General features: G+C 66.6%; 21 protein-coding genes. 1 reads left to right on the top strand and 20 read right to left on the bottom strand.

Going from position 1 to position 25,602, the window contains the following annotated elements; genetic code table 11:
• Positions 1-129 precede the first annotated feature (129 nt).
• From ACQR0Z_RS07435 to murC, 8 genes are all read right to left on the bottom strand, one after another.
• A complete protein-coding gene (locus tag ACQR0Z_RS07435) occupies positions 130-1,020 on the bottom strand; it encodes an outer membrane protein assembly factor BamD (protein ID WP_434918199.1) in 891 nt (296 codons plus the stop codon).
• 399 nt (positions 1,021-1,419) lie between these two features.
• A complete protein-coding gene (gene lpxC, locus ACQR0Z_RS07430) occupies positions 1,420-2,379 on the bottom strand; it encodes a UDP-3-O-acyl-N-acetylglucosamine deacetylase (protein ID WP_434876645.1) in 960 nt (319 codons plus the stop codon).
• A gap of 345 nt (positions 2,380-2,724) precedes the next feature.
• Entirely contained in the window at positions 2,725-4,569 is a 1,845-nt protein-coding gene (gene ftsZ, locus ACQR0Z_RS07425) for a cell division protein FtsZ (RefSeq protein ID WP_434918198.1), read from the bottom strand.
• Positions 4,570-4,659: 90 nt separating this feature from the next.
• Complete coding sequence (gene ftsA, locus ACQR0Z_RS07420) at positions 4,660-5,979, bottom strand: cell division protein FtsA (protein WP_434860653.1); 1,320 nt, start codon at positions 5,977-5,979, stop codon at positions 4,660-4,662.
• On the bottom strand, positions 5,976-7,013 hold the full coding sequence (locus ACQR0Z_RS07415) for a cell division protein FtsQ/DivIB (RefSeq protein WP_434860652.1): 1,038 nt from the start codon (positions 7,011-7,013) through the stop codon (positions 5,976-5,978). Before ACQR0Z_RS07415 ends, ftsA begins: the two co-directional genes overlap by 4 nt.
• A gap of 314 nt (positions 7,014-7,327) precedes the next feature.
• The gene (locus tag ACQR0Z_RS07410; RefSeq protein ID WP_434918197.1) at positions 7,328-8,317 is read right to left on the bottom strand and encodes a D-alanine--D-alanine ligase family protein; all 990 of its coding nucleotides are present in this window, start codon (positions 8,315-8,317) and stop codon (positions 7,328-7,330) included.
• Positions 8,318-8,385: 68 nt separating this feature from the next.
• The gene (gene murB / locus ACQR0Z_RS07405) at positions 8,386-9,309 is read right to left on the bottom strand and encodes a UDP-N-acetylmuramate dehydrogenase (RefSeq protein WP_434860650.1); all 924 of its coding nucleotides are present in this window, start codon (positions 9,307-9,309) and stop codon (positions 8,386-8,388) included.
• Between the two features lie 196 nt (positions 9,310-9,505).
• On the bottom strand, positions 9,506-10,909 hold the full coding sequence (murC, locus tag ACQR0Z_RS07400; RefSeq protein ID WP_434918196.1) for a UDP-N-acetylmuramate--L-alanine ligase: 1,404 nt from the start codon (positions 10,907-10,909) through the stop codon (positions 9,506-9,508).
• 353 nt (positions 10,910-11,262) lie between these two features.
• Here murC and ACQR0Z_RS07395 point away from each other — a divergent pair, with 353 nt between their 5' ends.
• Complete coding sequence (locus ACQR0Z_RS07395; protein ID WP_434918195.1) at positions 11,263-11,988, top strand: carbonic anhydrase; 726 nt, start codon at positions 11,263-11,265, stop codon at positions 11,986-11,988.
• On the opposite strand, the gene ACQR0Z_RS07390 is transcribed toward ACQR0Z_RS07395, so the two are convergent.
• The 12 genes from ACQR0Z_RS07390 to rsmH form a co-directional block, all read right to left on the bottom strand.
• Positions 11,978-12,829 carry a helix-turn-helix domain-containing protein gene (locus ACQR0Z_RS07390; protein WP_434918194.1) on the bottom strand — a complete coding sequence of 284 codons (852 nt, stop codon included), beginning with the start codon at positions 12,827-12,829 and terminating at the stop codon, positions 11,978-11,980. The two genes, ACQR0Z_RS07395 and ACQR0Z_RS07390, sit on opposite strands and share 11 nt — an antisense overlap.
• Before the next feature lie 22 nt (positions 12,830-12,851).
• The gene (murG, locus tag ACQR0Z_RS07385; RefSeq protein ID WP_434918193.1) at positions 12,852-13,955 is read right to left on the bottom strand and encodes an undecaprenyldiphospho-muramoylpentapeptide beta-N-acetylglucosaminyltransferase; all 1,104 of its coding nucleotides are present in this window, start codon (positions 13,953-13,955) and stop codon (positions 12,852-12,854) included.
• Positions 13,956-14,001: 46 nt separating this feature from the next.
• Positions 14,002-15,153, bottom strand: a complete 1,152-nt coding sequence (ftsW, locus tag ACQR0Z_RS07380) for a putative lipid II flippase FtsW (protein ID WP_434918192.1) — start codon at positions 15,151-15,153, stop codon at positions 14,002-14,004.
• 71 nt (positions 15,154-15,224) lie between these two features.
• The gene (locus ACQR0Z_RS07375; protein WP_434918191.1) at positions 15,225-15,896 is read right to left on the bottom strand and encodes a nucleotidyl transferase AbiEii/AbiGii toxin family protein; all 672 of its coding nucleotides are present in this window, start codon (positions 15,894-15,896) and stop codon (positions 15,225-15,227) included.
• Entirely contained in the window at positions 15,880-16,206 is a 327-nt protein-coding gene (locus tag ACQR0Z_RS07370; RefSeq protein ID WP_434918190.1) for a hypothetical protein, read from the bottom strand. Before ACQR0Z_RS07370 ends, ACQR0Z_RS07375 begins: the two co-directional genes overlap by 17 nt.
• Positions 16,207-16,252: 46 nt before the next feature.
• Positions 16,253-17,653: a UDP-N-acetylmuramoyl-L-alanine--D-glutamate ligase gene (gene murD / locus ACQR0Z_RS07365; protein WP_434918189.1), complete on the bottom strand. Its 1,401-nt coding sequence runs from the start codon at positions 17,651-17,653 to the stop codon at positions 16,253-16,255.
• Positions 17,654-17,764: 111 nt separating this feature from the next.
• Positions 17,765-18,871, bottom strand: coding sequence for a phospho-N-acetylmuramoyl-pentapeptide-transferase (mraY, locus tag ACQR0Z_RS07360; RefSeq protein WP_434860641.1), 1,107 nt, complete (start codon positions 18,869-18,871; stop codon positions 17,765-17,767).
• A gap of 195 nt (positions 18,872-19,066) precedes the next feature.
• Positions 19,067-20,443 (bottom strand): UDP-N-acetylmuramoyl-tripeptide--D-alanyl-D-alanine ligase, encoded by a 1,377-nt coding sequence (locus ACQR0Z_RS07355; RefSeq protein ID WP_434918188.1) that lies wholly within the window; start codon positions 20,441-20,443, stop codon positions 19,067-19,069.
• Positions 20,440-21,900 carry a UDP-N-acetylmuramoyl-L-alanyl-D-glutamate--2,6-diaminopimelate ligase gene (locus ACQR0Z_RS07350; protein ID WP_434918187.1) on the bottom strand — a complete coding sequence of 487 codons (1,461 nt, stop codon included), beginning with the start codon at positions 21,898-21,900 and terminating at the stop codon, positions 20,440-20,442. The genes ACQR0Z_RS07355 and ACQR0Z_RS07350 overlap by 4 nt, the downstream gene beginning before the upstream one ends.
• A 70-nt stretch (positions 21,901-21,970) precedes the next feature.
• Positions 21,971-23,719, bottom strand: a complete 1,749-nt coding sequence (locus ACQR0Z_RS07345; protein ID WP_434860638.1) for a peptidoglycan D,D-transpeptidase FtsI family protein — start codon at positions 23,717-23,719, stop codon at positions 21,971-21,973.
• Positions 23,716-24,108, bottom strand: a complete 393-nt coding sequence (gene ftsL / locus ACQR0Z_RS07340; protein WP_434860637.1) for a cell division protein FtsL — start codon at positions 24,106-24,108, stop codon at positions 23,716-23,718. The genes ACQR0Z_RS07345 and ftsL overlap by 4 nt, the downstream gene beginning before the upstream one ends.
• A 3-nt stretch (positions 24,109-24,111) precedes the next feature.
• Complete coding sequence (gene rsmH, locus ACQR0Z_RS07335) at positions 24,112-25,107, bottom strand: 16S rRNA (cytosine(1402)-N(4))-methyltransferase RsmH (protein WP_434860636.1); 996 nt, start codon at positions 25,105-25,107, stop codon at positions 24,112-24,114.
• Between the last annotated feature and the right edge of the window lie 495 nt (positions 25,108-25,602).

Genomic DNA, 25,602 nt, shown 5'->3' with positions numbered 1-25,602 from the left:
GTCCTTCGTAACGGGGCAGGATGCCCCTGAGCGAACGACTCGATGCTAACAGCAAAATGAGAACAAAACAAGAATTGAGAACAAAGAGAGATCGCTCAGATGATCCCTCTTGGCCGGCCAGCCAGCCGACTACCCCAGCCCGAGCTTCTTGAACGCCCGCGAGATATAGGACCCCTTGTTCTCCTCGGGCTCGACGCCGCCCGACTTCACGAGGTTGTAGGCGTCCTTGTACCACTTGCTGTCCGGGAAATTGTGCCCGAGCACAGCAGCCGCGGTCTGCGCCTCGCCGACGATGCCGATGGTCATGTAGGCCTCGGTCAGCCGGTACAGCGCTTCCTCGACGTGGCGGGTGGTCTGATACTGCGTCACCACCGTCTTGAAGCGGTTGATGGCGGCGGTGTAGTCGCGCTTCTGCATGTAGTAGCGGCCGACATCCATCTCCTTGCCGGCGAGCTGGTCGCGGGCGCCCTCCATCTTGGCCTTGGCGTTGGTGGCGTATTCGGAGGTCGGATATTTGCGCACCACCTCTTCGAGGGCCGCGATGGCCTTCTCGGTCCGGCCCTGGTCGCGGCTGATGTCGGGGATCTGGTCGTAGTGCGAGGCGGCGATCAGGTATTGCGCGTAGGCGGCATCGGGGCTGCCGGGATGCAGGGTCACGTAACGGCTGGCGGCACCGATGCAGCCGTCATAGTCGCCAGCCTGGTAGGACGCATAGGCCGACATCAGCAGCGATTTGCGCGCCCAGTCGGAATAAGGATGCTGCCGGTCGACTTCCTCGAACTTCTTGTTCGCGCCTTTGACGTCCTTCTTCTCGTTCAGCATGTACAAGCCCTCATTGTAGAGCTTGTCCGCGGGTTCATCGACGAAGGTGTCGTCCTTGGCCAGGAACTTGTCCCAGAGACCGCCGGTTCCGCAGCCGCTCAGCGGCAGCGCCAGCAGGATCAAGGATGCCGCAAGCCGGAACTGGCCGATGCGGGCTGCGGGCTGACGGATTTCGCGCGTGAGACGCTGGTTCGACATGCTTCTTTGGAACCCGATGCCTGTGATCTGATCTACGCCGCGCATCATGACCATCGTCTCATGACCGCGAAGGAAGAGTTCTGCCGGTTGCCCGCATCACGCCGGCCCGGCCTCTCTAGCCGAAAACACTTCGTCAACCAACCGCATAGGAAGCCAATCCGCCCGGATTAAGGCGACACCGAGGCTGCCGCCTCGGATCGTGGTTACTGCCCGAGAAGCCGTTGGAAAACATCAATATGCAGGCCCATCCTCCTGACGAAGGATGTGACCGGCAACAAACATTTACGAGAAAATGAGGGAGTCAAAACGCCGCAGGCAACAGCGTCGATCGCTGAGCGCCAGCCGATCCGGCGCTTGCTTCGTCCTGAGTCGTTCCACGCAGACGCAGGCTGAGGTCGCTCAGGACACGTCCGGACCGTAGGCCGGGGCGACCATGCCACCGACCATGCCGCCGACGACTTCGGCAGCCACGCGGGGACGGCGCACCGTCTCACCCTCGACCAGACGCCACGCGGTCCGATCGGCCATCAGGGCGGTCAGAACGGCGTGGTTGAGCTTGTGACCGCCGCGGACGGAGCGGTAGGTGCCGAGCATCGGCAGACCAGCCAGCGCGAGATCGCCGATCGCGTCCAGCACCTTGTGGCGGGCGCATTCGTCGGCGTAGCGAAGGCCTTCCGGATTGAGCAGGCGCTCCTCGTCGAACACCAGCGTGTTGTCGAACGACGAGCCGAGCGCGAAACCAGCGCTCCAGAGACGCGATACGTCGCTCATGCAGCCAAAGGTGCGGGCGCGGGCGATGTCGCGGCGGAAACGCTCGGGGCTCAGCTCAAAATGATAGGCTTGGCGGCCGATGACGGGATTGCTAAAATCGATTTCGACCTCGACGCGGAAGCCGGAGGTGTTGGGACGAAGTTCGCCCGAAGAGGCGCCCATCGTCACCTGGACCGGCTTGAGCACCTGGATGTAACGGCGCGGCGCCGACTGGGTCAGGATACCGGCCTGGTCGATCGCGGCAACGAACGGCGCAGCGCTGCCATCCATGATCGGAACTTCGGGACCGTCGACTTCGATCAGGGCGTTGTCGACACCCATGCCGCGCAGCGCGGCGAGAACGTGCTCGGCGGTCGAGACCAGGGCACCGTTGCGGTCACCGAGGACGGTCGCAAGTTCGGTGGCGATCACCGAACCGAAGGAAGCCTGGACCTCGCGGTCGGGCCCCTCAAGGCCGGTGCGGAGGAACACGATGCCCGCATCGATCGGCGCAGGCCCGATGGTCAGGCTGACGGGCGCACCTGAATGGACGCCCACACCCGTGACGGTGGCTTGCGAACGAAGCGTTGTTTGCCGGCTGAATTTCATCGACGATCGCCCAAGACCCCGCCTGAACCCCTATCGGCCGCCCCTCGCGAACCGACTCACTTTCAGGCATCCCCAAGTCACGGCAGAACTTAACGAGGGCCCCAAAGAGCGCCAACTCACGCTTCTTTACGGATTGTTACCCCATCTCTGCCGTATTCGCGCCAAGGCTTAACCAAACTGGAACGTGGCCTTAACCCTCCCCGTTCCCCATCCAAACACCGAAAGAATAATTAATCATTTAAAATCAGTTAGTTGAGCGACCACCTCGAGTCCCTTTGTGCCTAATAAAAAGGCCCGGCTCTCGCGAGCCGGGCCTGTTCAGCGCCATCGGGGCTGTAACAATTCTCAGGTTGCCTGCCGGCGCAGGAAGGCCGGGATATCCAAATGGTCGTCGCCCTGTGGCGCGGGGGCCACAGGCGCGGGACGGCCATGGACGTCGAGACCCTGCGGAGCGGGACGGCGGGCATATTCAGAGACAGGCGATTCGTGGCTCGCAACCTGCTGGCTAACGCTCCGCTGCGGCTTGCGTTCCGGCAGCGGCGGCATCTGCGGCATCGCCGGAGCAGCGTTTCGGCCCGTCATCGGCGGCTCGCTCTCCTCGTCACGTCGGCCGAGGCCGACATTGGCGAGACGCTGCAGCAGCGACATCCGCGTCTTCTGCGGATGCTCCTCGCCCTCGTCACCCCGCGCCTGCCGGATCTCGGCCTGGGCCGGCATCGGCAGGTCCTCGAACTTCGGCATTCGCGGCGCGCGGGACGGAACCCGCTCGGCGGCCTGCGGGATGAAGGTCTCCGGCGGCGCGGCCGGTTCGATCGGCGCGGCGCGCTGGGCTTCCGGCTCGGGGAACAGCGACGGCTTCTGAGCGATCGGACGCACGGTCACATCGCCATAGGAGGCCGCGGTCGGAACCGGAGCGGGAGCGGGCGCGGGCTCGCTCGCCATGGCGGCAGCCACGGCCGCGAGCGTGTCGCGCTCGAGGTTCGGAGCCGGGCGCGGCGCGGGGGCGACCGGCGCGGGCGCCGGTTGGGCGACGGCCGGAGCCTGCGAGGCCTGCTGCTCGAGCTTGGCCGCGCGTTCCGCCAGCCGCTGGTTGTCGGCGCGGAGGCGCGCCGTCAGATCGGCGAGACGGCTTTCAGGAAGACCCGCGTGAGCGGTCGGGGCGGCGGCAATCGGAGCGACAGCCGCCGCCGGCTGTGCAGTCGTCGTGACGCCACGGTTGAACTGCGCCTGCTCGATGCCGGTGGCAACGACGGAGACGCGGATCAGGCCGTCGAGCGATTCGTCGAAGGTGGCGCCGACGATGATGTTGGCGTCCTGGTCGACCTCCTCGCGGATGCGGGTCGCGGCTTCGTCGACCTCGAACAGCGTCAGGTCCTTGCCGCCGGTGATCGAGATCAACAGGCCGCGGGCGCCCTTCATCGAAGAGTCGTCGATCAGCGGGTTGGCGATCGCGGCTTCGGCCGCGGTCAGCGCGCGCTTCTCGCCCGACGCCTCGCCGGTGCCCATCATCGCCTTGCCCATCTCGCGCATGACGGCGCGAACGTCGGCGAAGTCGAGGTTGATCAGGCCTTCCTTGACCATCAGGTCGGTGATGCAGGCGACGCCCGAATACAGCACCTGGTCGGCCATCGCGAACGCGTCGGCGAAGGTGGTCTTCTCGTTGGCGACCCGGAACAGGTTCTGGTTCGGGATGATCAGCAAGGTGTCGACCACCTTGTGCAGCTCGGAGATGCCGGACTCCGCGGTGCGCATGCGGCGCGCGCCCTCGAAGTGGAACGGTTTGGTGACGACACCCACGGTCAGGATGTTCATCTCGCGCGCGGTCTTGGCGATGACCGGAGCAGCGCCGGTGCCGGTGCCGCCGCCCATGCCGGCGGTCACGAACACCATGTTGGCGCCCGAGAGATGATCGCGGATTTCGTCGATCACCTCCTGCGCGGCGGCCGCGCCGACGTCCGGCTGCGAGCCGGCGCCGAGGCCTTGCGTCACCTGCGTGCCCATCTGGATGATGCGCTGCGCCTTCGACATGGTCAGCGCCTGCGCGTCGGTGTTGGCGACGACGAAGTCGACCCCCTGCAGGCCGGCCGTAATCATGTTGTTGACGGCGTTGCCGCCCGCGCCGCCGACGCCGAACACGGTGATCCGGGGCTTCAGCTCGTGGATATCAGGAGGGGTAATAGTGAGTGCCATGATTGCCTCTCGATCACGCGCGCGTGGGTTCGCCCCGGCCGCCGGCCGTGGGTGGTGTTGGTGAAAATCTGTTGGGACGGACACAGGTCATCAGAAGCCCTCGCGTAGCCATCGTCCGACCTTTCCGAAATAGCCGTCGGTTCCTGTCCCGACCTGCCGCGTATGCCGCGGTTCGACATGTTCGAGATGCGCGTATTGCGGATAGACCAGGAGCCCGGTGGGCACCGCAAAGGCGGCGTTCTTGGCCTCGTTGGGAAGGCGGCCGAAGCCGAGCGGACGGCCGACGCGCACCGGGCGGTCGAGGATCCGCGTCGCCAATTCGACCAGACCCGTCAGCTGGGAGGCGCCTCCGCTGAGGACGACGCGCGCCTTGGGTTCTGCCGCAAAGGGCGAATCCTTCAGCCGGTCGCGGACCATTTCAAAAATCTCCTCTGCGCGGTGCCTGACGATGTTCGCGATGGTGGCGCGGGACACGATCTGCGGAACATCCCGCTCGTTGTCACCGGCCGTCGGAACAGACATCAACTCACGCGCGTCGGACCCGCCAGTCAGCACCGTGCCATATAACGTCTTGATTCGCTCGGCATCTGCAATGCACGCTGATAGTCCGCGCGCAAGATCCATGGTCACGTGATGCCCGCCGAGCGCAAATCCGGAGGCATGGACGAAGCGGCCGCCCGAATAGATCGCGATCGTCGTCGTGCCCGCGCCCATCTCGACCACGGCCGCGCCGAGATCGGCCTCGTCGTCGGTCAAGACGGAGAGTCCTGCGACATACGGACTCGCCGCCATCGCCTCGACATTGAGATGGCAGCGCTCGACCACCAGCATCAGGTTCTTGGCGACGGTGGCATCCGTCGTCACGACATTCATGTCGACGCCGAACTGCCGGGCCAGCATGCCGCGGGGATCACGGATGCCCTTCACCCCGTCCAGCGTGTAGCCGACCGGAAGGGCATGCAGCACCGCCCGCCCCTCGCCCGTGGCGTGGTGCATGCCCGTCGACGTCACGCGGCTGACATCCGCCTGCGTCACGGCGCCGCCACGGATGTCGGAGGTCGCCTCGATCAGGTGTCCCATGACGCGGCCGCCGGCGACCGGCAGCAGCACGGACTCGACCCGCACCTTGGCCATGCGCTCGGCGAGCGCGACGGCCTGTCGCACGGCCTGTTCGCATGCGACGGGGTCGACGACCGCGCCGGCCTTGACGCCGCGCGACTGGATCTGGCTGTAGCCGATCAGTTCGACCGCATGGGTGCGGCCGCGCAGCGCATCGCTCGGCGGCGCCGGCTTCAGCCGCGCGATCATGCAGGCGATCTTGCTGGTGCCGACGTCGAGCGAGGCCACCAGCGCGGTGCGCTTCTGGCCCATCGGACGCGTCTTCGGAGTCTGGCGATCGAAGCCGGTCATGCGTCACCGGCTTTCTTCTTGGATTTCTTGTCCTTGAACAGCTCGTCGCGCGCCTTGCCGGCGTCCTCGGAGAGCTGCACGGTCAGCCGGTCGGACAGGCGCATGTCGATCGCGACGATGTCGCGCGAGAACAGCTTGTCCTCCTGGTCGAGCTGACTCAGGGTCGCCAGGGCATTGCCGACGTCATTCTCCGGCAGCCGAATGTCGAGACCGTCCTTGGTGCGCAGGTTCCAGCGGCGCTCACCGACGAACACCGCGGCCTTGGTCACCGCGCGCACCTGCGGATAGCGCGCCAGCAGCGCCAGGAAATCACGCGCGCGGCTCTCGGCGCCCTTGCCGACCACGAGCGGCAAGGTCAGGAAGCGGCGCGACACATATTGTTCGAGCACGGCGCCGTCCTCGGCGATGACCGACAGACGACCGTCCTGCTGCCACAGCGCGAACGCCTTGCGCTCGACGATGTCGATCTGCAGCTGGTTCGGGAAGAACTTCTGTACGGTCGCTTCAGCGATCCAGGGATTGGCCTTCAACCGGTCGCGGACGGCGGCGGCATCGAGGAACAGCAGCGAGGAGCGGCCGGTGACGCCGCCGATCGCGAGGATCTCGTCCTGGGTGAGCTGCTTGCGCCCGTTGATCGCGACGGCGGTGATGCGGAAGCCGGCAGCATTGGCCAGGGAATTGCGGGTGTCGGACAGCGCCGCGCTGACATCCTGCGCGTGGCCGCCCTTGACGATGCCGAGCCAGACGCTGCCGAACAGCAGCGCCACCGTGGCGACGGTGCCGAGCCGGCGCGGCACATAGCGCTCGACGAAGTCGACGATGCGCGGCGGCGCCTCGCGCTCGACCAGCGGCGCCATGGCAACCGGCATCGGCGCACGATCTCGGCGCGTGTCCTTCTTACGTCCTCGCGGCAGCTTGAGGCGGGGAAGACGGGCTGAGACATACTCGCGCAGCAGGATTGCCGCGCCAAGGGCAGCGGCTTTCAGGTCAGCTTGAGGCCTCTGCGATCGAGCGAGGCGTCCTGCACCATCCATTGCACGAGCTCATCAACTGTTGCGCCCGCAAATACGTCGCGGACCCGCGCGCCTCGGTCCCGACTCCGCCCTGACGCTGGTGACCACGGCGATGCGTTTCGTCACGACAGCACTCATTCCGGCAGCCGGGCACCACTGGAGCGCCAGCGTTAACCTTCGGACGTCCTGGTAAACAAAAAGTAAAATAGGCCCGGAGAGACGATTTTTTTCTCCGATTTCTGAGGACCTTGCCCGGAATTCTTAAGCATTTTACAGGTCACGGGAACCACCGGAGCACGCCGGGCCGGGTTCCTGCGGGGCGCCTATCGAACGTCTCAGCGGCTGGCGCGCCGCTCGGCCAAGGCGATCTGCTGGTCGAGAAAGTCGCGAAAACCGATGCCCTGCGCGGCCAGGGCCTTCGGATAGAGCGACGCCGCGGTGAGCCCCGGCAGAGTGTTGGTCTCCAGATAGACGGGGCCATTGGCCGAGACGATGAAGTCCGTGCGCGAATAGCCGCCGCATGACAGCGCGCGATGCGCCTTGATTGCCTCTCGCTGCAGCGCCGCCGTGACCTCCGGACTGAAGCGTCCCGGACAGATCTCCTTCGTCGCAGCGGCGAGGTACTTCGCGAAATAGTTGAAGGCGCCATCCGCGGGCAGGATCTCGATCGGCGGCAGCGCGATCAGCGAGCCGTCGCCCTGTTCGAGCACGCCGCATGTCGCCTCAACCCCGGTGACGAATGGCTCGATCAGATACTCTTCAGTCGCGGCCGCCGCCTTGACCGCGACGAGGTCCTGCTTGGCATTGACGAAGATCAGCCCGAAGCTCGAACCGTCCTTCACGGGCTTGGCGATCAGCCGGCCGTATTGCGCGAGCGCAGCTTCGGCGTTTTCAAGCGTCACACCGGCGGCTGCCGTCACACCGCCGAGCACGGCGAACCGCTTGGCGGCAACCTTGTCGAAGGCAAGGTGAGAGGACGCCGAGCTCGAGCCGGTAAACGGCACGCCTCGCATCTCACACATCAGTTGAAGCTCGCCGTTCTCCGCCCGCCCGCCGTGCAGGCCGAGAACGAGCACGCGATCCTCGGCCTTGGCGCGATCGAGCGCCTCGACGAGCATCCCGATCCTGGCGCCGTCGGCCGTGAACGGCTCTTCGAACGGCTTGGCATGCGCGACCAGCGCTGCGCCGCTCGCCTGATGCACGCTGTCGTCGGCGTCCCAGAACCAGAGGTCCGCTTCCGGCAACGCGGCGTGCAGCGCCTTGGCGCTGGCGACCGAGACGAGGCGTTCCTTGTTGGTGCCGCCGAACAGAATCGTGGTGCGCATCAATGGCTTCTCGGTTGATCTCAAAACGTGATCGCGGACTCCAGGACTTCACTTGAACACGCAGAGCTTCAGCTCGCCTTGAGTCCGATCCGCTTGATTTCCCACTGCAGCTCGATGCCGGAGTTGGCCTTGACCCGCTCGCGCACGGTCTCGCCGAGCGTCTCGATATCTTCGGCGGCGGCGCTGCCGGTGTTGATCAGGAAGTTGCAGTGCATCTCGGACACTTGCGCCCCGCCGACCTTGAGGCCGCGGCAGCCGGCAGCATCGACGAGTTTCCAGGCCGAATGGCCCGGCGGATTCTTGAAGGTCGAGCCGCCGGTCTTCTCGCGGATCGGCTGCGCCGTCTCGCGATGCGCCTGCACCTCGGCCATGCGCGCGCGGATCGCGTCCGGCGTGGACGGCGTGCCGCGGAAGCGCGCTGCCGTGAAGATCAGCGAGGGATCTGTGCCGCTCGCGCGATAGGTGAACTTCATGTCGGCATTGGTGAAGCGATGCGTCTCGCCCTGGCGGTCGATCGCGGTCGCCTCGACCAGGATATCCTTGGTCTCGCCGCCATTTGCGCCGGCATTCATGCGCAACGCGCCACCGATGGTGCCGGGAATGCCGAACAGGAATTCGAGGCCCGCGAGATTGGCTAAGGCTGCGACCTCGGCGACGCGCTTGTCGAGCGCGGCGGTGCCGGCGGTGACGATGTCGCCCTCGGCCTTGACCTCGCCGAACGCACGCGGCGCCAGCCGGATCACCACGCCCGGCACGCCGCCGTCGCGGACGATCATGTTGGAGCCGACGCCGATGACGTAGACCGGCAGATCAGCGGCGAGATGCTTCAGAAAGTAGGCGAGGTCGTCAGCATCGGCTGGCGTGAACAGCACCTGCGCCGGTCCGCCGACGCGAAACCAGGTGAGCGGCGCGAGGCTCTCATTGGCGAGCAGACGCCCGCGCAATTCGGGCATGGCGGCCTTCAGGTCGGGCGTGATGTCGGGGAAGGTCACTGCGCGCCTTTCAGTTCGCGCCCCGAGATCGTCAGGGACGCTCCGCTTTTTCCGTTCCCTCCCCCCTTGTGGGGGAGGGTCAGGGAGGGGGGTGAACCGCATACGCCGGCGTTCGTGGTACCCCCCTCTCCACCTCTCCCCCACAAGGGGGGAGAGAGCCGAGAGCGCCGTGCCGTTGCCAGCTCGCGTACCAACACTAGCCCAGCGCCTTCAGCTCGTTCGGCAGCGCATAGGCCCATTGCGTGATGTTGCCGGCGCCGAGGCAGACGACGAGATCGCCCGGCTTGGCGAGGTCCTTGACGATACGGGCGAGATCCGCGGCACTCGGCAGCGGCAGCACGTCGCGATGACCGTGGGCGCGCAGGCCGAGCACGAAGTGATCGCGGTCGATGCCCTCGATCGGCGCTTCACCGGCCGGATAGACGTCGGCGACGATCACGGCATCCGCATCGTTGAAGCAGGTGCAGAACTCCTCGAACAGCGATTGCAGCCTTGTGTAGCGATGCGGCTGCACCACGGCGACGACCTTGCCGTTGGTGGATTCGCGCGCGGCCTTCAGGACGGCAGCGATCTCGACGGGGTGATGGCCGTAGTCGTCGATGACAGTGACGCCGTTCCATTCGCCGGTGCGGGTGAAGCGCCGCTTCACGCCGCCGAAGCCGGCGATCGCCTTGCGGATCGCGTCATCGGACAGGCCGAGCTCGCGCGCCACCGCGATCGCCGCCGTCGCGTTCGAGGCGTTGTGCCGGCCCGGCATCGGCAGCACGATGTCTGAAATCTCGTGCGTCGCGCCGCTCTTGCGATCGCGGAACACGACCTTGAACGACGAGCTGCCGCCCGTCGGCGCCAGATCGACCAGGCGGACGTCGGCCTGTGGGTTCACGCCGTAGGTGATGATGCGGCGGTCCTCGATCTTGCCGACCAAGGCCTGCACCACCGGATGATCGATGCACATCACGGCGAAGCCGTAGAACGGGACGTTCTCGACGAAGGCGCGGAACGCGTCCTGCACGGCATCGAAAGTCTTGAAATGATCGAGATGCTCGGGATCGACATTGGTGACGATCGCGACATCGGCCGGCAGCTTCAGGAAGGTGCCGTCGCTCTCGTCGGCTTCCACGACCATCCATTCGCCGCCGCCAAGCCGCGCATTGGTGCCATAGGCATTGATGATGCCGCCATTGATGACGGTCGGATCGAGCCCGCCGGCGTCGAGCAGTGCCGCGACCATCGACGTCGTCGTGGTCTTGCCATGGGTACCGGCGATCGCGACGCAGCTCTTCAGCCGCATCAGCTCGGCCAGCATCTCGGCCCGCCGCACCACGGGGATGCGCTGGGCGCGCGCCGCCATCAGCTCGGGATTGTCGCGCTTGATCGCGGTCGAGACCACGACGACGTCGGCGCCCGCCACGTTCTCGGCCTTGTGGCCGACGCTGACGGTGATGCCCTTCTCGCGCAGGCGCGCGACATTGGCATTGTCCGAGGCGTCCGAGCCCTGCACCGTATAGCCGAGATTGCACAGCACCTCGGCGATGCCGCTCATGCCGATGCCGCCGATCCCGACGAAGTGGATAGGTCCGATTTCGCGCGGCAGTCTCATGGGCGTCTCGTCTCAAAGGGGCTCCGCCGCGCCCGCCCGGAGGCAAGCGGCCGCGAATCACCGGCCCTTCTTGCAAGACATGGCCGACCGGGACAAGCCCGCTTCGACCGCAAAAATCGCCAAATCGAGGGGTAGCCGCCTGATTTTGGCCGATTTTCCAGCTCCGCTTCCTCAAGATGCGGGGCGCGACCGCTTCGCGATCTTTCACCCTTCGTTAAGTGCAAGATCAGGCCAGACAGGCGCAGCCCGATACCTGCAGTTTTTGCGCGTTCACTCCGCGCACGGCCGTGGCATGGCGCTTGTCCAGCCGCGGCCACACGCGCCGCGTGCAATGCCGATGGAGTGACCCGACGATGTGCGCGCTGTGTGAAACCCAATCTCCCGCCTTGTCCCGCCGCCGGCTGCTCGGCAGGGGCGCCGGCCTGCTCGCCGCGGCGGCGCTAGGCGCCGGTCCGGCATGGGCCAAAGATACGAAGGAGCCCGCCCCCAATGCCATCTCCCCCGACGAGGCGTTGAAGCGGATCATGGACGGCAACGCGCGCTACGCCGCCGGCAATCTGGACAACAAGGATTTCTCGGCCGCGCGCGCCGCGCGCGCCACCGCGCAGTATCCGATTGCGGCGATCGTGAGCTGCGCGGATTCCCGCGTCGCTCCCGAGCTGGTGTTCGATCAGGCTCCAGGCGAGCTGTTCGTGGTCCGCGTCGCCGGCAATTTCGTCAATGACGATGGTCTCGCCAGCCTCGAATATGGCGTGAAGTTCCTCGGCATTCCGCTCGTGCTGGTGCTCGGCCATAGCGGCTGCGGCGCCGTCGACGCCACGATCAAGGTGCTTAAGGACGGCACCAAGCTGCCGGGCCACCTGCCGGAGCTGGTGAACGCGCTGAAGCCGGGCGTCGAGGCCGCGATCGCGAAGAAGCCGCAGGATCTGCTGGCAGAGGCGACGAAGGAGAACGTCCGCCACAACGTGCAGCGCCTGTCGAAGGCCAAGCCGATCATCAGCGGCATGGTTGCCGACGGCAAGGTGAAGGTCATCGGCGGCGTCTACGACATCGCGTCCGGCCGCGTCGTCACGCTCTGACGCCGGAAAGCAGCAGCGCGCGATCGGCACGCTCGCCGGCCGCCGCCAGCCAGCAGATCTGGTGGCAGAACCAGGCCTCGACGGACGCCACAAACCCCGGCGTCAGCGACAATCGCTGGCGCCGCTCGTCGAAGCTCAGCAGGCCGCGCCCTTCCATCGCCGTGAGCAGGTTGCGGATATGCGAGCGCGATACACCGAGCGAGGCCGCAAGCTCGGCGGTCGACACGTCGACGGCGGCTTGGCCAGCAGCAGAGCGGGCGACGAGCGTCAGTGCCAGGTGGATGCCGCTGTCATGTTCGTCGGTCCAGGCGAGATCCGGAAAGCTCGTCAGTGGCCGATTGGCGCGGCACAGCCATGTCGCGCATTGCCGGATCATCTCAGTAAAAAACGTGTCGTCGTGCAGACGCCGGCTCAATCGCTCGCCCCGCGTCAGCTGCGCATGGCAGTCGAGGTGAAGAGCGAGCCAGCCACGCAGGCCATCGAGGATGACGGGCCCAGGAATCAGATAGCGGATGCGGGCATCGTCGGGATCCCGCTCCACCTTCACCAGCGACAGACCCCGCAGCATCGTGATGAAGACCGCCGTCTGACGCGATCCCGGCAGCCGCGCCTGCAACCGCGTCAAGGTCGGACGCTCGGTGGCGTCGCGGGCCGACATGTGCATCATGACGATATGCGCGGCGATCTCGGTCGGGGCGCGCTGCCCGAACAGCTTGATCATCAGCCGCTGGCCCCGCAGCGGTGCGACCAGCTGGTCGCAGAAGCTGACAAAGACCGGAACGAAGGACGGATGATCCCGCAAGCGCATCGGATCGTGCTGCGGCTCCGCCGATCCGGTCATGCCCGCCCTGCGCGCGCTGCGCTCAAGGCGTGGCGGTCCTGATGACGAGGTCGGCCAGCCGCTCCGCGGCATCGAGCCGGCCTGCGGCACGGGCAGCCTGGGCCATGGCGGCGAAGCGCGACGGCTCGGCCGCCAGCGACGAGATCTCCGAGGCCAGCCGCGCCGGTGTGAACTCGCTCTGCACGATCCGGATCGCGGCGTTGGCCTCCGAGAGCACGCCGGCATTGGCGAACTGGTCCTGGTCGATGGCGCCGGGCAGCGGCACCAGGATCGAGGGCCGGCCGATGGCGGCGAGCTCGGCCACGGTGCCCGCACCGGAGCGGGAGATGACCAGATGGTTGGCGGCGAGCCGCGACGGCAGGTCGGTGAAGAACGGCTGCAGCTCGGCATTGATCTTGAGCCGGTCATAGACCGCGCGTACCCGCGCCATGTCCTCCTGACGGACCTGCTGGGTCAGCACGAGGCGGCCCCACAGCGCCGGCTCGAGCCGCTCGATCGCGCCGGGCACGATGTCGCTCATGACGCGAGCCCCCTGGCTGCCGCCGACCACGAGCAGCCGCAAAGGCCCTCCCGGCTCCGGCGCGGCATAGGGCACCGCCGCGGCTTCGAGAATGGCAGGCCGCATCGGCGTGCCGACCGTCGTCGTCTTTCCCGCCAGCGCGGGATCGCGATCGAGGACCCCCGGAAGCGACGTCGCGATCGCTCTCACATGCGCGGAGAGAAATCGGTTGGCGCGGCCGAGCACGGCATTGGCGTCGTGAATGAGGCTGGGCACGCCGGCGAGCCTTGCTGCGAGCAGCGGCGGCACCGTCGGATAGCCGCCGAAGCCGATCACGGCCGCCGGCTTCAGCCGCCGCATCAGATTGAACGCGGCAAGTGTCCCCGTGCCGAGCAGCAGCGCGGTGCGCGCCAGCGCCACCGGCGAGCGGCTGCGCACCGTTTCGCTGGGCACCACGTCGATCATGTCCTTGGTGAACAGGCCGCTATATTTCAGCGCCCGCGCATCGGTGACGAGGCGGACGCGATAGCCGCGCTTGATCAGCTCGACGCCGAGCGCTTCGGCCGGAAACAGATGGCCGCCGGTGCCGCCGGCGGCCAGCAGAATGAGGGGCGCAGATGAGGTCATGCGGGCTTGTTTACAGGCAATGTGTCGTCATTGCGAGCGGCCGGCCTCAGGCGTAATTGCGCAGCGTCCCGGCCGCATCGGTGACCTCGGCCTCGATCCGCGGCCGCTGCCGCGTTAGCGCCAGCATCATGCCGACGCCATAGGCGAGCGACACGATCGAGGAGCCGCCATAGGAGATGAACGGCAGGGTCATGCCCTTGGCCGGGATCAGCTGCAGATTGACCGAGATGTTGATGGCCGCCTGGACGCCGAACAGGATCGCAAGGCCCGACGCCGCGAAGCGGGAGAAGCCGTCCTCGCTGGCATAGGCGCGCGACAGCGTGCGGATGACGATGAAGCCGAACAGAGCGACCAGCGCCAGGCACAGGATGATGCCGAACTCCTCGGCGGCGACCGCGAACACGAAGTCGGTGTGGCTGTCCGGCAGGCTGCGCTTGGCGATGCCCTCGCCCGGCCCGAGCCCGAACCAGCCGCCGTTGGAAAACGCCTCCATCGCGGTGTCGACCTGGAAGGTGTCGCCGGAGGCCGGGTTCATGAAGCGCTTGATGCGCCCCGCGACGTGCGGAACCAGCAGATAGGCGCCGAACAGGCCGGCCGCCGCGGCACCGGCAAGGCCCGCGACCCAGATCATGCGCATGCCGGCGATGAAGAACAGCGAGCCCCACACCATCAGGATCAGCATGGTCTGGCCGAAATCCGGCTCCATCACCAGGAGCGACACCAGCATCAGCAGCAGCACCAGCGCCATCGTGGTCGCCGGCATATCGGGTCGCCGCGCGGACTCCGAGAACAGCCAGGCAGAGACGACGACGAAGGCCGGCTTGGCCGCTTCCGAGGCCTGAATGTTGACACCGACCAGCGTGATCCAGCGTCGCGAGCCCTTCACCTCGGGACCGATCGCGAGCGTCAGCACGATCAGCACGATGGCGATCGCGAACACCGCCAGTGCGCTGCGCCGGATCTGCCGCGGCGACAGGAAGCTGACCCCGATCAGCACGCAGAAGGACGGCAGCAGGAACAGGACGTGTCGGTTGAAGAAGTGGAACGGATCAAGCCCGATCCGGGTCGCCACCGGCGGACTGGCCGCCAGCGACAGGATCACGCCGCACAGCATCAGCGCCAGGATGGCGCCGAGCAGCGGCTTGTCGACCGTCCACCACCAGTCCGACAACGGATTGCGTTCTTCACGGGAGAGCATCGGACCACCACCTGAGCCGAAGGATTCAGCCCATTGGCGCCCAGGATGGTTATCGAAGGGTTAAGGGCCCCTTACGCGTTTGAGCCAGGAAACAGACCGGCTCGCAATTCGACCTGACCGATATCGCGCACTCCGTCTCGGGCCCGACACAGGACATCGCGGTCGCTCTGAGCCAGAGTCGGCAAGTCGCCATCCTTGAAAAAACCGAGAGCCTTCAATGGCAGGGCAGCATCGCTCCTGAACATCTTCGCGAAGCCGGCGAGCGCACGTTCCAGGGATACGCCTGCAAGCAGCATCGCAGCAATGTCACGATAGTCCTTCGCCTCGGCGCGATCGAGAATCGCCTTCAGCTTGGTTGCAAGGAGATCTTCCAGAGACGCAACCAGTAGGACCCCATCCCTGGTCGGCAACGGATCGTTGAGCCGTCCCAACGCAAGGCCGCGAAAGAAAGAGACTTTCACTTGGCCTTCCGAAGTGCCCACGTTCAAGACGAGAGAATTGATGTCTTCCTGGATTGGTCGCGCATACCGCATGAATAAGAAAGCTGACGAGATCCTTGCCTTGTCGAGCGGTGACGCATTGAAGAAATCGAAGTCGACGGACGTTCTGTGACCAAGATGCAGCGCAACCGCCGTTCCGCCGTAGAGCACAAAACCAAGGTCCCGAGCCGGAGAGAGCTCGGTCCAAAGCTTCAACTGGGCCGGCGGCAGGATGTCGAGGTGTGGCTCAAACGCGTCCGGCATCGAACGATCTCGCCGGCGCATCCAGAGGAATCGTCCGTCCCGTCGCGCGGGCGAGGCGGCCGCGCCAGAACTCCCAGGATCGTGCATCGATCCAGCCCGGTTGGGCATTGAGCATGATGTCCACCAGTAGATCTGGACCCAGCTCCTGCTCGAGTGTGCGGATCTCTTCGAAGCCGGCAAAGCTCATCGCCTGTGCGATGATCCGCTCAGGCGAGCGCGGCTCCGATCCGACGGGCTCCCACCAGAAGAACCGCCGTTCGAGATCGGAGAGCATGTCTATGGGAATGAGCAGCTCCGCCCGACTTTCCATGCTGCTACCCTACCACGATCGCAGTTTCAGAACCAGCGGCCAGCCTTCAGACGGCCGGCGTCACACCCGGCAGCGCCTGCACCAGGTCGCGGAAGCGGGTGCCGCGGATTTCGAAGTTGCGGAACTGGTCGAACGAAGCGCAGGCCGGCGACAGCAGGACGACGGCCTCCTTCAGCCCTGAGGCCTCAGCGTCCGCGGCCGCCTGCTCCACCGCGACCTCGAGCGTGCCGGACATCGCGTGCGGCACCTTGTCGCCTAGCGTGCCGGCGAATTCCGTCGCGGCCTCGCCGATCAGATAGACCTTGCGGATGCGCGGGAAGAAGCCGGTGAGGCTGGTAATGCCGCCGGCCTTCGGCTTGCCGCCGGCGATCCAGAAGATGTCGGCGAAAGACGACAGCGCGTGCGCGGTCGCGTCCGCATTGGTACCCTTGGAATCGTTGACGAACAACACGTTGCCGCGGCGGCCGACCTGCTCCATGCGATGCGCGAGACCGGGGAAGCTGCGCAGGCCCTGCTGCAGCACCTCCTCCTTGACGCCGATCGCGAGCGCGGCCGCGGCGGCACAGGCGGCGTTCTGCGCATTGTGCTGGCCACGCAGCGAGCCGATGCCGCCGAGCCGCGCGACTTCGCTGCGCGCGCCGCCGGCGCTCCTCACGATCGTCTCATGCTCGGTGTAGAGCCCATCGGCCAGCGGGTTCTTCACCGAGATGCGCACGACGCGCTTGCCGGCCTGGTCGAGCCGGTCGGCGATCGCGCGGCAAAAGCCGTCGTCGACGCCGACGATCGCCGTGCCCTGTGGCTGCACGCCCGCCACCAGTCGCTCCTTCACCGCCGCGTAGTTCTCGATCGTCCCGTGGCGGTCGATGTGGTCCTCGCTGACATTGATCAGGATGCCGACGCTCGGATCGAGCGAGGGCGTCAGATCGATCTGGTAGGATGACATCTCGATCACATGGACGCGGCCCATGCGCGGGGGCTCCAGCGACAGGATCGCGGTGCCGATATTGCCGCCCATCTGGGCGTCGTAGCCGGCGACCCGCATCAGATGCGCGATCAGCGCCGTGGTCGTCGATTTGCCGTTGGTGCCGGTGATCGCGATGAACGGCGCGTCCGGTGCGTGGCGCCGGCGTTCGCGGCAAAACAGCTCGATGTCGCCGATCACCTCGACACCGGCCTCGCGCGCCCTGAGCACGCTCCAATGCGGCACCGGGTGGGTCAGCGGCACGCCCGGCGCCAGCACCAGCGCCGCGAAGTTTGCCCAGGAGACCGTGCGCAGATCGGCGGTGATGAAACCCGCCTTTGCGGCTTCCGTCATCCGATCGACGCCGTCATCGGCCGCGATCACTTCGGCGCCGCCGGCGCGCAACGCGTGGCACGACGCGAGCCCGGAGCCGCCGAGCCCGAACACGGCAACGGTCTTGCCGGCGAATGAGGTGACGGGGATCATGAGGAAGGCTCCGTCATTCCGGACACCGCGCAGCGGTGATCCGGAATCTCGAGATTCCGGGTTCGCGCGTGCCGCGCGCCCCGGAATGACGATCAGCTTGGAAGGATTTCATTAGCGCAGCTTCAGCGTCGAGAGGCCGACCAGCGCCAGCATCACCGAGATGATCCAGAACCGGATCACGATCTGCGGCTCGGTCCAGCCGAGTTGCTCGAAATGATGGTGGATCGGCGCCATCTTGAAGATGCGCTTTCCCGTGAGCTTGAACGAGGCCACCTGCACGATCACCGACACGGCTTCCAGCACGAACAGCCCGCCGATGACGGCCAGCACGATCTCGTGCTTCACGGCGACGGCGATCGAGCCGAGCATGCCGCCGAGCGCCAGCGAACCGGTGTCGCCCATGAAGATCGAGGCCGGCGGCGCGTTGAACCAGAGAAAGCCGAGGCCGGCGCCGAGCACGGCCCCGCAGAGCACCGCGAGTTCGCCGGTGCCCGCGACATAATGGATCTGCAGATAATCCGCGAACACGGCATTGCCGGCGAGATAGGCGATCAAGCCGAAGCTTGCGGATGCGATCATGACAGGCACGATGGCGAGGCCATCGAGTCCATCGGTCAGGTTCACGGCATTACCGGCACCGACGATGACGAAGGCGCCGAAGATCACATACATCCAGCCGAACTTGAAGATGAGGTCCTTGAAGAACGGAATCGCCAGCCCCGTCGAGGACGCATCGCGTCCCAGCCGGACCAGCGCGTAGCAGGCCACCAGAGCGATCGCCGCCTCGATCAAAAGGCGCAGGCGGCCGGCAAAGCCGGAGTGCGACTGCTTGGTGACCTTCAGGTAGTCGTCATAGAAGCCGACGAAGCCGAAGCCGAGCGTCACCGCGAGCACGATCCAGACATAGGGGTTGAGCGGATTGGCCCACAGCACCGTGGAGACGACGAGGCCGGACAGGATCATCAGGCCGCCCATCGTCGGCGTGCCCTTCTTGCTGATGATATGCGACTGCGGGCCGTCGGTGCGGATCGGCTGGCCCTTGCCCTGGCGCAGCCGCAGATGATCGATGATCCATGGGCCAAACAGGAACACGAACAGCGCGCCCGTGACCACGGCGCCGCCGGTGCGGAACGTGATGTACCGGAACACGTTCAGCAGGCCGCGAAACATCGACAGGCTCGGAAACGTATTCGTCAGCTCGATCAACCAGTAGAACATCCAACCCGCCTATGCCGTCTCACCGGGACCGAGCGCGCGGCACGGGCGTCCCGTGCACGAATCCAGTCCAGCCTCTTTTAACCATGATCGGGGCCGGGTGCGAATCGTAGCGCGGCGGAATGATCCGTCCGGCACGACCGCGTCGACCGCCAGTGGAAGAACATCCTTCTCTCGCGCCGCGATATCGCCCGATTGTCAGGCGGCCCCCTGCAAAGCGGCGGCGAGCTTCGAGACGAACTTGTTGACCCAGAAGATCTTCTTGCTGCCCTTGATGACGACGACGTCGCCGGGCGCCAGCAGCGCCGCGATCGTCCCGGGATCCAGCGTCACCGGATCCTCGTGCCAGCCGAGCCGCTTCGCGTCGGGCACCTTGTCGAACAGATGCCGCATCAGCGGTCCGACACAATAGACACCGTCGATACCGGCGAGATGGCCGACCATCTCGGCGTGATAGGCCGGCGCCTCGTCGCCGAGCTCCAGCATGTCGCCGATGACGGCGATCCGCCGCCCGCGGACGGGACGCGCCTGCAGGCTGTCGAGCGCCGCAGCCATGCTGGCCGGATTGCCATTGAAGCTGTCGTCGATCAGCACGATGTCGCCGATCATCTGCTCGACACCACGACCGGTCATGATGCCGACTTGGCCGAGCGCTGGCGCCAGCAGCACCGGATCGAGCCCGGCCGCGGTGACCGAGGCCAGCGCCGCCAGCGCGTTGTGCAGGCGGTGCGGCGCGCCGGGGGTCAGCGCGAAGGCGACGCGGCGGCCGGCGATGTCGGCCGTCACATCCCAGCTTTCGCCGCGCGAGCTATGCGACAGCTCGCGGACTTCGGCGTCGCCGCCGAAGCGGATCGCCTTGCCGGTCCATTCCGGCGCCGAGAGATCGGCGGGAAGCACGAGGACGCCGTCGGCCGGCAGGCCGCGGGCGATCGAGACCTTCTCCTGCCGGATCGCTTCGAGACTGCCGAGCTTCTCCAGATGCACCGGCTGCACGTTCACGACCAGCGCCACCGTCGGCTGCGACAGCTCCGTCAGCCGCGCGATCTCGCCCTTCTGGTTCATGCCCATCTCGACCACCCAGACCGAGGCGGAGGGATCGGCATTGCACAGCGTCAGCGGCACGCCCCAGAAATTGTTGAAGCTGGAAGGGCTGGCGGATGCCCCCGGGTAGGCGGCGATGAACTCCTTGGTCGAGGTCTTGCCCGCGCTGCCGGTGAGCCCGATCACCGGCCCATGAAAGCGCGCCCGAGCGGCGCGCGCGAGCGCCCAGAGACCATCGATCAGCGTGTCCGCCACGACGAGCTGCGGCACCGTGATGCCCTCGATGCGATGCGGCACGATCATCGCCACGGCACCGGCCGCCTCGGCATTGGCGGCAAACTCCCAGCCGTCGCGGCTGGACGCAAAGCTCGACACGAAGCCGCCGCTCGGCGTGCCGCTCAGCGCGACAAACAGGCTGCCCGGCTTCACGGCGCGGCTGTCCTGCGTGATGAAGTCGATCGGCGTCTCCGGATAGTCGCCGGCGAGGCCGAGCGCGCGCGCCGCCTCAGCCACCGTCCACAGCGCCTTTGTCATGATGCCCTCGCTGCCAATGCGTCCGCGACCGCTTCGTGATCGCTGAAATGCAGCACCGTGCTGCCGATGATCTGTCCGGTCTCGTGGCCCTTGCCCGCGATCACCAGCGCATCGCCCGGCTGCAGCTCGCTGATCGCAACCCGGATCGCCTCGGCACGGTCGCCGATCTCCCGCGCTCCTGGCGCGGACGCAAGGATTGCCGCGCGGATCGCGGCCGGATCCTCGCTGCGCGGATTGTCGTCGGTGATGATGACGCCATCCGCCTCGGCGGTGGCGATCGCGCCCATCAGCGGCCGCTTGCCGGTGTCACGGTCGCCGCCGCAGCCGAACACGACCACGAGCTTGCGCGCCGCGTAAGGCCGCAGCGCCTGCAGCGCCTTGGCCAGCGCGTCCGGCTTGTGCGCGTAGTCGATGAAGATGGGCGCGCCATTGTGCTCGCCGATCAGTTCGAGCCGGCCCTTGGCGCCCTCAAGCGTCGCGAGCGCTTCGAACACCGCCTGCGGATCACTGCCGGTGCCGATCGCAAGCCCCGCCGCGACCAGCGCATTCTCGATCTGGAAGCGGCCCACCAGCGGCAGCCGGATCGAATACATCCGGCCGCAATGCTGGATCTCGAGTTGCTGCGTGAAGCCATCGACCGCCGCAGCCACGAGCCGGATGCCCGGCCCCGCGCCGTCGCCGTTCGTGCCCACCGTCATCAGGCGCAGCCCGCGCGCTTCCGCCGCAGCAATCACCTCGGGGGAGCACTCATGATCGGCCGAGATCACCGCAGCACCGCCCGGCGGGACCAGATCGCGGAACAGCCGCAGCTTGGCGTTGAGGTAGTGGGCGAGATCGGGATGATAATCCATGTGGTCGCGCGACAGGTTCGTGAACCCGCCAGCCGAAACCCGGACGCCATCCAGCCTGAACTGATCGAGCCCGTGCGACGACGCCTCGAACGCCAGATGCGTGACGCCCTCCCCGGTGGTCTCGTCGATCTGCCGATGCAGCGCGATCGGATCGGGCGTCGTCAGCGAGCCGTAGACCGTGCGCTTGTCCGACACCAGGCCGACCGTGCCGATGCTGGCCGAGCTGTGGCCGAGCTGCTGCCAGATCTGCCGCGTGAAGGCTGCAACGGAGGTCTTGCCGCTCGTGCCGGTGACGGCTGCGATGGTCGCAGGCTGCCGCGGGAAGAAGCGAGAGGCCGCGAGCGCCAGGGCCCGCCGCGGATTCGGCAGCGCCACGAATGGAACCGAAAGGTCGCCCTGCGGTGCCGAGGCACCGGCGACGGCGACGGCTCCAGCGGCGATGGCGGCTGCGACAAACCGGGCCCCGTCGGTCTTGGTTCCCGACAGCGCGAAGAACAGGTCGCCGGGGCGCACCGCGCGGCTGTCGACGGCAAGGCCGGAGACCTCGACTGCGGCGATGCGGGCGTCGAGGGTCGCCTGATCCCCCAGGAGGTCGTGAATTTTCATCCTGGTCCCGTACCGGTGCTGGCCCCGCCCGGGTGGCGGCGCCTTCTGAGCCGTGCGATTCGGCGACGGCTTACTGCGTCAGCCGCGATGCCGCAAGAATTTGGCGGTCGGACGGCGGCAGGTCGAAACGGGGCTCGATCCCCAGCAGCGGCCCGATCCGGGAGATCACATTGCCGGCCGTCGGCACCGCGTTCCAGCCGGAGGTGATGAAGCCGTAGGTTTCCTTCAGCGGCTGCGGCTCGTCCAGCATGATCAGGAGCTGGTATTTCGGCTTGTCGGCCGGGATCACGGCGGTGAAGAGGGTCAGCACCTTCTTCTTGGCGTAGCGGCCGTTGATCACCTTCTCGGCGGTGCCGGTCTTGCCGCCGATGTAGTAGCCCTTCACGTCGGCCTTGCGCGCGGTCCCGACCTCGGCGTTCAGCCGCATCAGATAGCGCATCTTTTCCGAGGTTTCCGGCTTGATCACGCGCTTGGCGATCGCCATCGCCTCGGCCTCGGTGCGCTTCATGAAAGTCGGCGGGATCAGATAGCCGCCATTGACCAGCGCGCTCACGCCCATCACGCCCTGCAGCGGCGCCACGGCCATGCCGTGACCGAACGCGATCGTGACCGTGTTCAGCTCGGCCCAGCGCTTGGGCAGGATCGGCGAGGCGCTCTCCGGCAGCTCGGTGCGCAGCCGGTCGAACTGGCCCATCTTGCGCAGGAACGCCTTGTGGCCTTCCACGCCCTGCGTCAGCGCGATCCTGGCCGCGCCGACGTTGGACGAGAAGTAGAACACCTCCTTCATGTTGAGGAAGCGGCCCTTCGGCTCGTCGTCGTGAATCGCGAACTTGCCGTAGTGCAGCGGCCCGCGCGCATCCCACAGCGAGTTGAGATCATATTTGCCGGTGTCGAGCGCCATCGCCAGCGTGAACGCCTTGAAGGTCGAGCCCATCTCGTACACGCCCGTGGTCAGGCGGTTGATCCGATCCGGATCATGCGCCTCCTTCGGGTTGTTCGGATCGAAGTCCGGCAGCGACACCATCGCGATGATCTCGCCGGTCCTGACATTGACGACGAGGCCGGAGGCGGCCTTGGTCTTGAACTTCTCCTTGGCCTTGAGCAGTTCGTCGCGCAGCGCATGCTCGACGCGCAGGTCGACCGAGAGTTCGATGGGCTTCTGCAGGCGGTCGGTGGCGAAGCCGGCGCGATGCAGGTCGGCGAGGCCCTGATTGTCGAGCCACTTCTCCATGCCCGCGATGCCCTGGTTGTCGATGTTCACCAGGCCGATCAGATGCGCCACCTCGTTGCCGGTCGGGTAGACGCGCTTGTTCTCGCGCAGGAAGCCGATGCCCGGCAGACCCAGCCGATGGATGTCCTGCTGCTGCTTGGGCGTCATCTCGCGCTTGAGCCAGACGAAGCCCTTGCGCGACATCAGGCGCTCGCGCACCTCGCTCGTATCGAGGTCGGGCAAGGTCCCGGTCAGCAGCTCGATCGCTTCGTCCTTGTCGATGAGACGGCGTGGCTCGGCAAACAGGCTGGGAGTCTTGACGTCGGTGGCGAGCACGGTGCCGTTGCGATCGACGATGTCCGGTCGCGCGGTCGCGATGGCGTCCTGCTGCGCGGCACGGCGGGAGCTCGGACCGTCGGAGCCGACGGCGAACATCACAAGCCGGCCGCCGATGACGGCATAGACCGCGGCAAAGGCGATGATCGCAAGGCCGATACGCGCCCTCGCCTTGGCCGTGCGGTCGACATCGCGCCCATAGAGCAGCGTGCGCACCAGCCGTTGCCGCCAGGGCTCCTGCGGCTTCACTCCGGGCCGAAGCTGATCGGTCATTGTTGATCCTCCGGGCGACGCACCGATCCGGTCACGGGGGGCTCTTCATTGATCGCGTCGATCGCATCGATCATCGATCCGATCGGATCCGGATTGTCCGGCCGCGTGAAGCGCGGCGGCCGCTCCGGCAGGTTCTTCAAGCTGTCGTATTGCGTGGCGTTGAGCGGCTTCAGCGGCAGATGCCGCTCCACCAGCCCCTGGAGCCGAAGCGGCGCATCGAGCTTGGCCCATTCCGCGCGCAGGATCGCGATCGCTTCGCGCTGCTCGCGGATCTCCGCGCGCAATTGCAGCACGCGCTCGACCCGCGCCGTGGACTCCATCTTGATCCGATAGACATAGGCGGCCGCGAAGATGAGCGAGCAGATGACGACGAGGTGCAGGAGGCGCATCGGTCAGCCTCCCCGCAGGACGTCAGCCAGGCGAGGCCAAGGCGACGACGTCGAGGCGACATGCGGCGGCGCTGCCGTCCGCTGCGCTCCGCGCAGCTTGGCGGATCGCGCGCGGGGATTGGCTTCGATCTCCGCATCCGTGGCCACGATCGGCTTGCGGTGAAGCAGCTGGAAGCTCGGCTTCTCCTGCATGACCTCGGGCAAATGGCGCGAGCCGCCGCCAGTCTTGCTGCGCTCCGCCAGGAACAATTTGACGATACGATCTTCCAGCGAATGGAACGAGACAACGGCCAGCCGGCCGCCTGGCGGCAACAGGCGCTCGGCTGCCGACAGCGCCTGTTCGAGCTCGTCGAGTTCCTCGTTGACGAGGATACGCAACGCCTGGAACGTCCGGGTCGCCGGATGGATGTCGCCCGGCTTCGATCTCACCACGCGCGCGACGATGTCGGCCAGTTGCCGGGTCGTGGCGATCTGCTGCTCCTTGCGGGCGGCGACGATCGCCCGCGCGACCGCACGCGAGTGCCGTTCCTCGCCAAAGATATAGATGACATCGGCCAGAGCGCGCTCGGAGGCATGCGCGATGACATCGGCGGCGGTTGGTCCCGCACCGGCCATCCGCATGTCGAGCGGCCCATCGAACCGGAACGAAAAGCCGCGGGCCGCAGTATCGAGCTGCATCGACGAGACGCCGACATCCATCACGATGCCGTCCACGTGGGTGAGGCCCTGCTCTGCGCAGATCTCGGCGATCTGGGAAAAGCGATTCTCGATCAGGGTCAGGCGGCCGCCCGCTTCCGCGACCAGATCGGCGCCCGCTTCGACGGCCGTCCTGTCGCGATCGATTCCGATCACCCGCGTTCCCGGCACAGCCAGGATCAGCCTTGTGTAGCCGCCCGCGCCGAAGGTCGCGTCGACATAGGTCCCGCCCTCGCGGGCGGCGAGCAGCTCGACCGCCTCGGGGCCGAGCACGGGAACATGCCGCAGGTCGGCCGAACTCACGCGACAGCTCCGCCCGGCTGCCGCGGTTCCAGATTGGCTGTGGTCGGCTGCGAGCCCATCGCGCCTTCGATCCTCGCGCCCCGTCACTGCGCCAAGCCGTCGCCCCGCATGGTCGACGGCCAGCCCTGCAAAAGCCTGCACCCCGGCCCACGGATTGCGGGCCGGGGCGATCCTCGGTTCATCAACGCTCGCACGCTGCCGGATGCCCCCGACAGCGCTCGAACCCGTGATATCCCGTGCAGGAGCTTGCATATGGCGGCTTGCCGTCCCGAAAGCCGGCTTGGCTCTTCACCACTTAGTAACGGCCTTTAGCGTTAACAAACCGTTGACGGTCTGTGGCAGATGTTAGGCAGCGGTTCACCTGTTTGGGGCCTGGAGCCGCGCGGGCGGCGCTCTGATCAATATGAGGGGCTCGCATGCGATTTCGATTGCGACTGGGACATGCAAAAGAGTAGTGCCTGCCCATATTCGATTTGAGCTATTTGCCTCGCCGCC

The sequence above is a fragment of the Bradyrhizobium sp. HKCCYLS3077 genome (genome assembly GCF_051167555.1).
In the GTDB taxonomy this organism is placed as follows: domain Bacteria; phylum Pseudomonadota; class Alphaproteobacteria; order Rhizobiales; family Xanthobacteraceae; genus Bradyrhizobium.
Note: the sequence above shows the minus strand (reverse complement) of the source record. Positions and strands in the feature narration are given on the sequence as shown.

Coding starts and splice junctions, on each gene's coding strand:
- ACQR0Z_RS07415 (WP_434860652.1), bottom strand. CDS start 7,013: ATGGATGGTGCAGGACGCCTCGCTCGATCGCAGAGGCCTCAAGCTGAC.
- ACQR0Z_RS07375 (WP_434918191.1), bottom strand. CDS start 15,896: ATGCCGGACGCGTTTGAGCCACACCTCGACATCCTGCCGCCGGCCCAG.
- murD (WP_434918189.1), bottom strand. CDS start 17,653: ATGATCCCCGTCACCTCATTCGCCGGCAAGACCGTTGCCGTGTTCGGG.
- ACQR0Z_RS07390 (WP_434918194.1), bottom strand. CDS start 12,829: ATGACCGGATCGGCGGAGCCGCAGCACGATCCGATGCGCTTGCGGGAT.
- mraY (WP_434860641.1), bottom strand. CDS start 18,871: ATGTTCTACTGGTTGATCGAGCTGACGAATACGTTTCCGAGCCTGTCG.
- ACQR0Z_RS07395 (WP_434918195.1), top strand. CDS start 11,263: ATGTGCGCGCTGTGTGAAACCCAATCTCCCGCCTTGTCCCGCCGCCGG.
- ACQR0Z_RS07345 (WP_434860638.1), bottom strand. CDS start 23,719: ATGACCGATCAGCTTCGGCCCGGAGTGAAGCCGCAGGAGCCCTGGCGG.
- ACQR0Z_RS07355 (WP_434918188.1), bottom strand. CDS start 20,443: ATGACAAAGGCGCTGTGGACGGTGGCTGAGGCGGCGCGCGCGCTCGGC.
- ftsZ (WP_434918198.1), bottom strand. CDS start 4,569: ATGGCACTCACTATTACCCCTCCTGATATCCACGAGCTGAAGCCCCGG.
- ACQR0Z_RS07410 (WP_434918197.1), bottom strand. CDS start 8,317: ATGCGCACCACGATTCTGTTCGGCGGCACCAACAAGGAACGCCTCGTC.
- lpxC (WP_434876645.1), bottom strand. CDS start 2,379: ATGAAATTCAGCCGGCAAACAACGCTTCGTTCGCAAGCCACCGTCACG.
- ACQR0Z_RS07350 (WP_434918187.1), bottom strand. CDS start 21,900: ATGAAAATTCACGACCTCCTGGGGGATCAGGCGACCCTCGACGCCCGC.
- ACQR0Z_RS07435 (WP_434918199.1), bottom strand. CDS start 1,020: ATGTCGAACCAGCGTCTCACGCGCGAAATCCGTCAGCCCGCAGCCCGC.
- murG (WP_434918193.1), bottom strand. CDS start 13,955: ATGACCTCATCTGCGCCCCTCATTCTGCTGGCCGCCGGCGGCACCGGC.
- ftsW (WP_434918192.1), bottom strand. CDS start 15,153: ATGCTCTCCCGTGAAGAACGCAATCCGTTGTCGGACTGGTGGTGGACG.
- ACQR0Z_RS07370 (WP_434918190.1), bottom strand. CDS start 16,206: ATGGAAAGTCGGGCGGAGCTGCTCATTCCCATAGACATGCTCTCCGAT.
- ftsL (WP_434860637.1), bottom strand. CDS start 24,108: ATGCGCCTCCTGCACCTCGTCGTCATCTGCTCGCTCATCTTCGCGGCC.
- murC (WP_434918196.1), bottom strand. CDS start 10,909: ATGAGACTGCCGCGCGAAATCGGACCTATCCACTTCGTCGGGATCGGC.
- ftsA (WP_434860653.1), bottom strand. CDS start 5,979: ATGACCGGCTTCGATCGCCAGACTCCGAAGACGCGTCCGATGGGCCAG.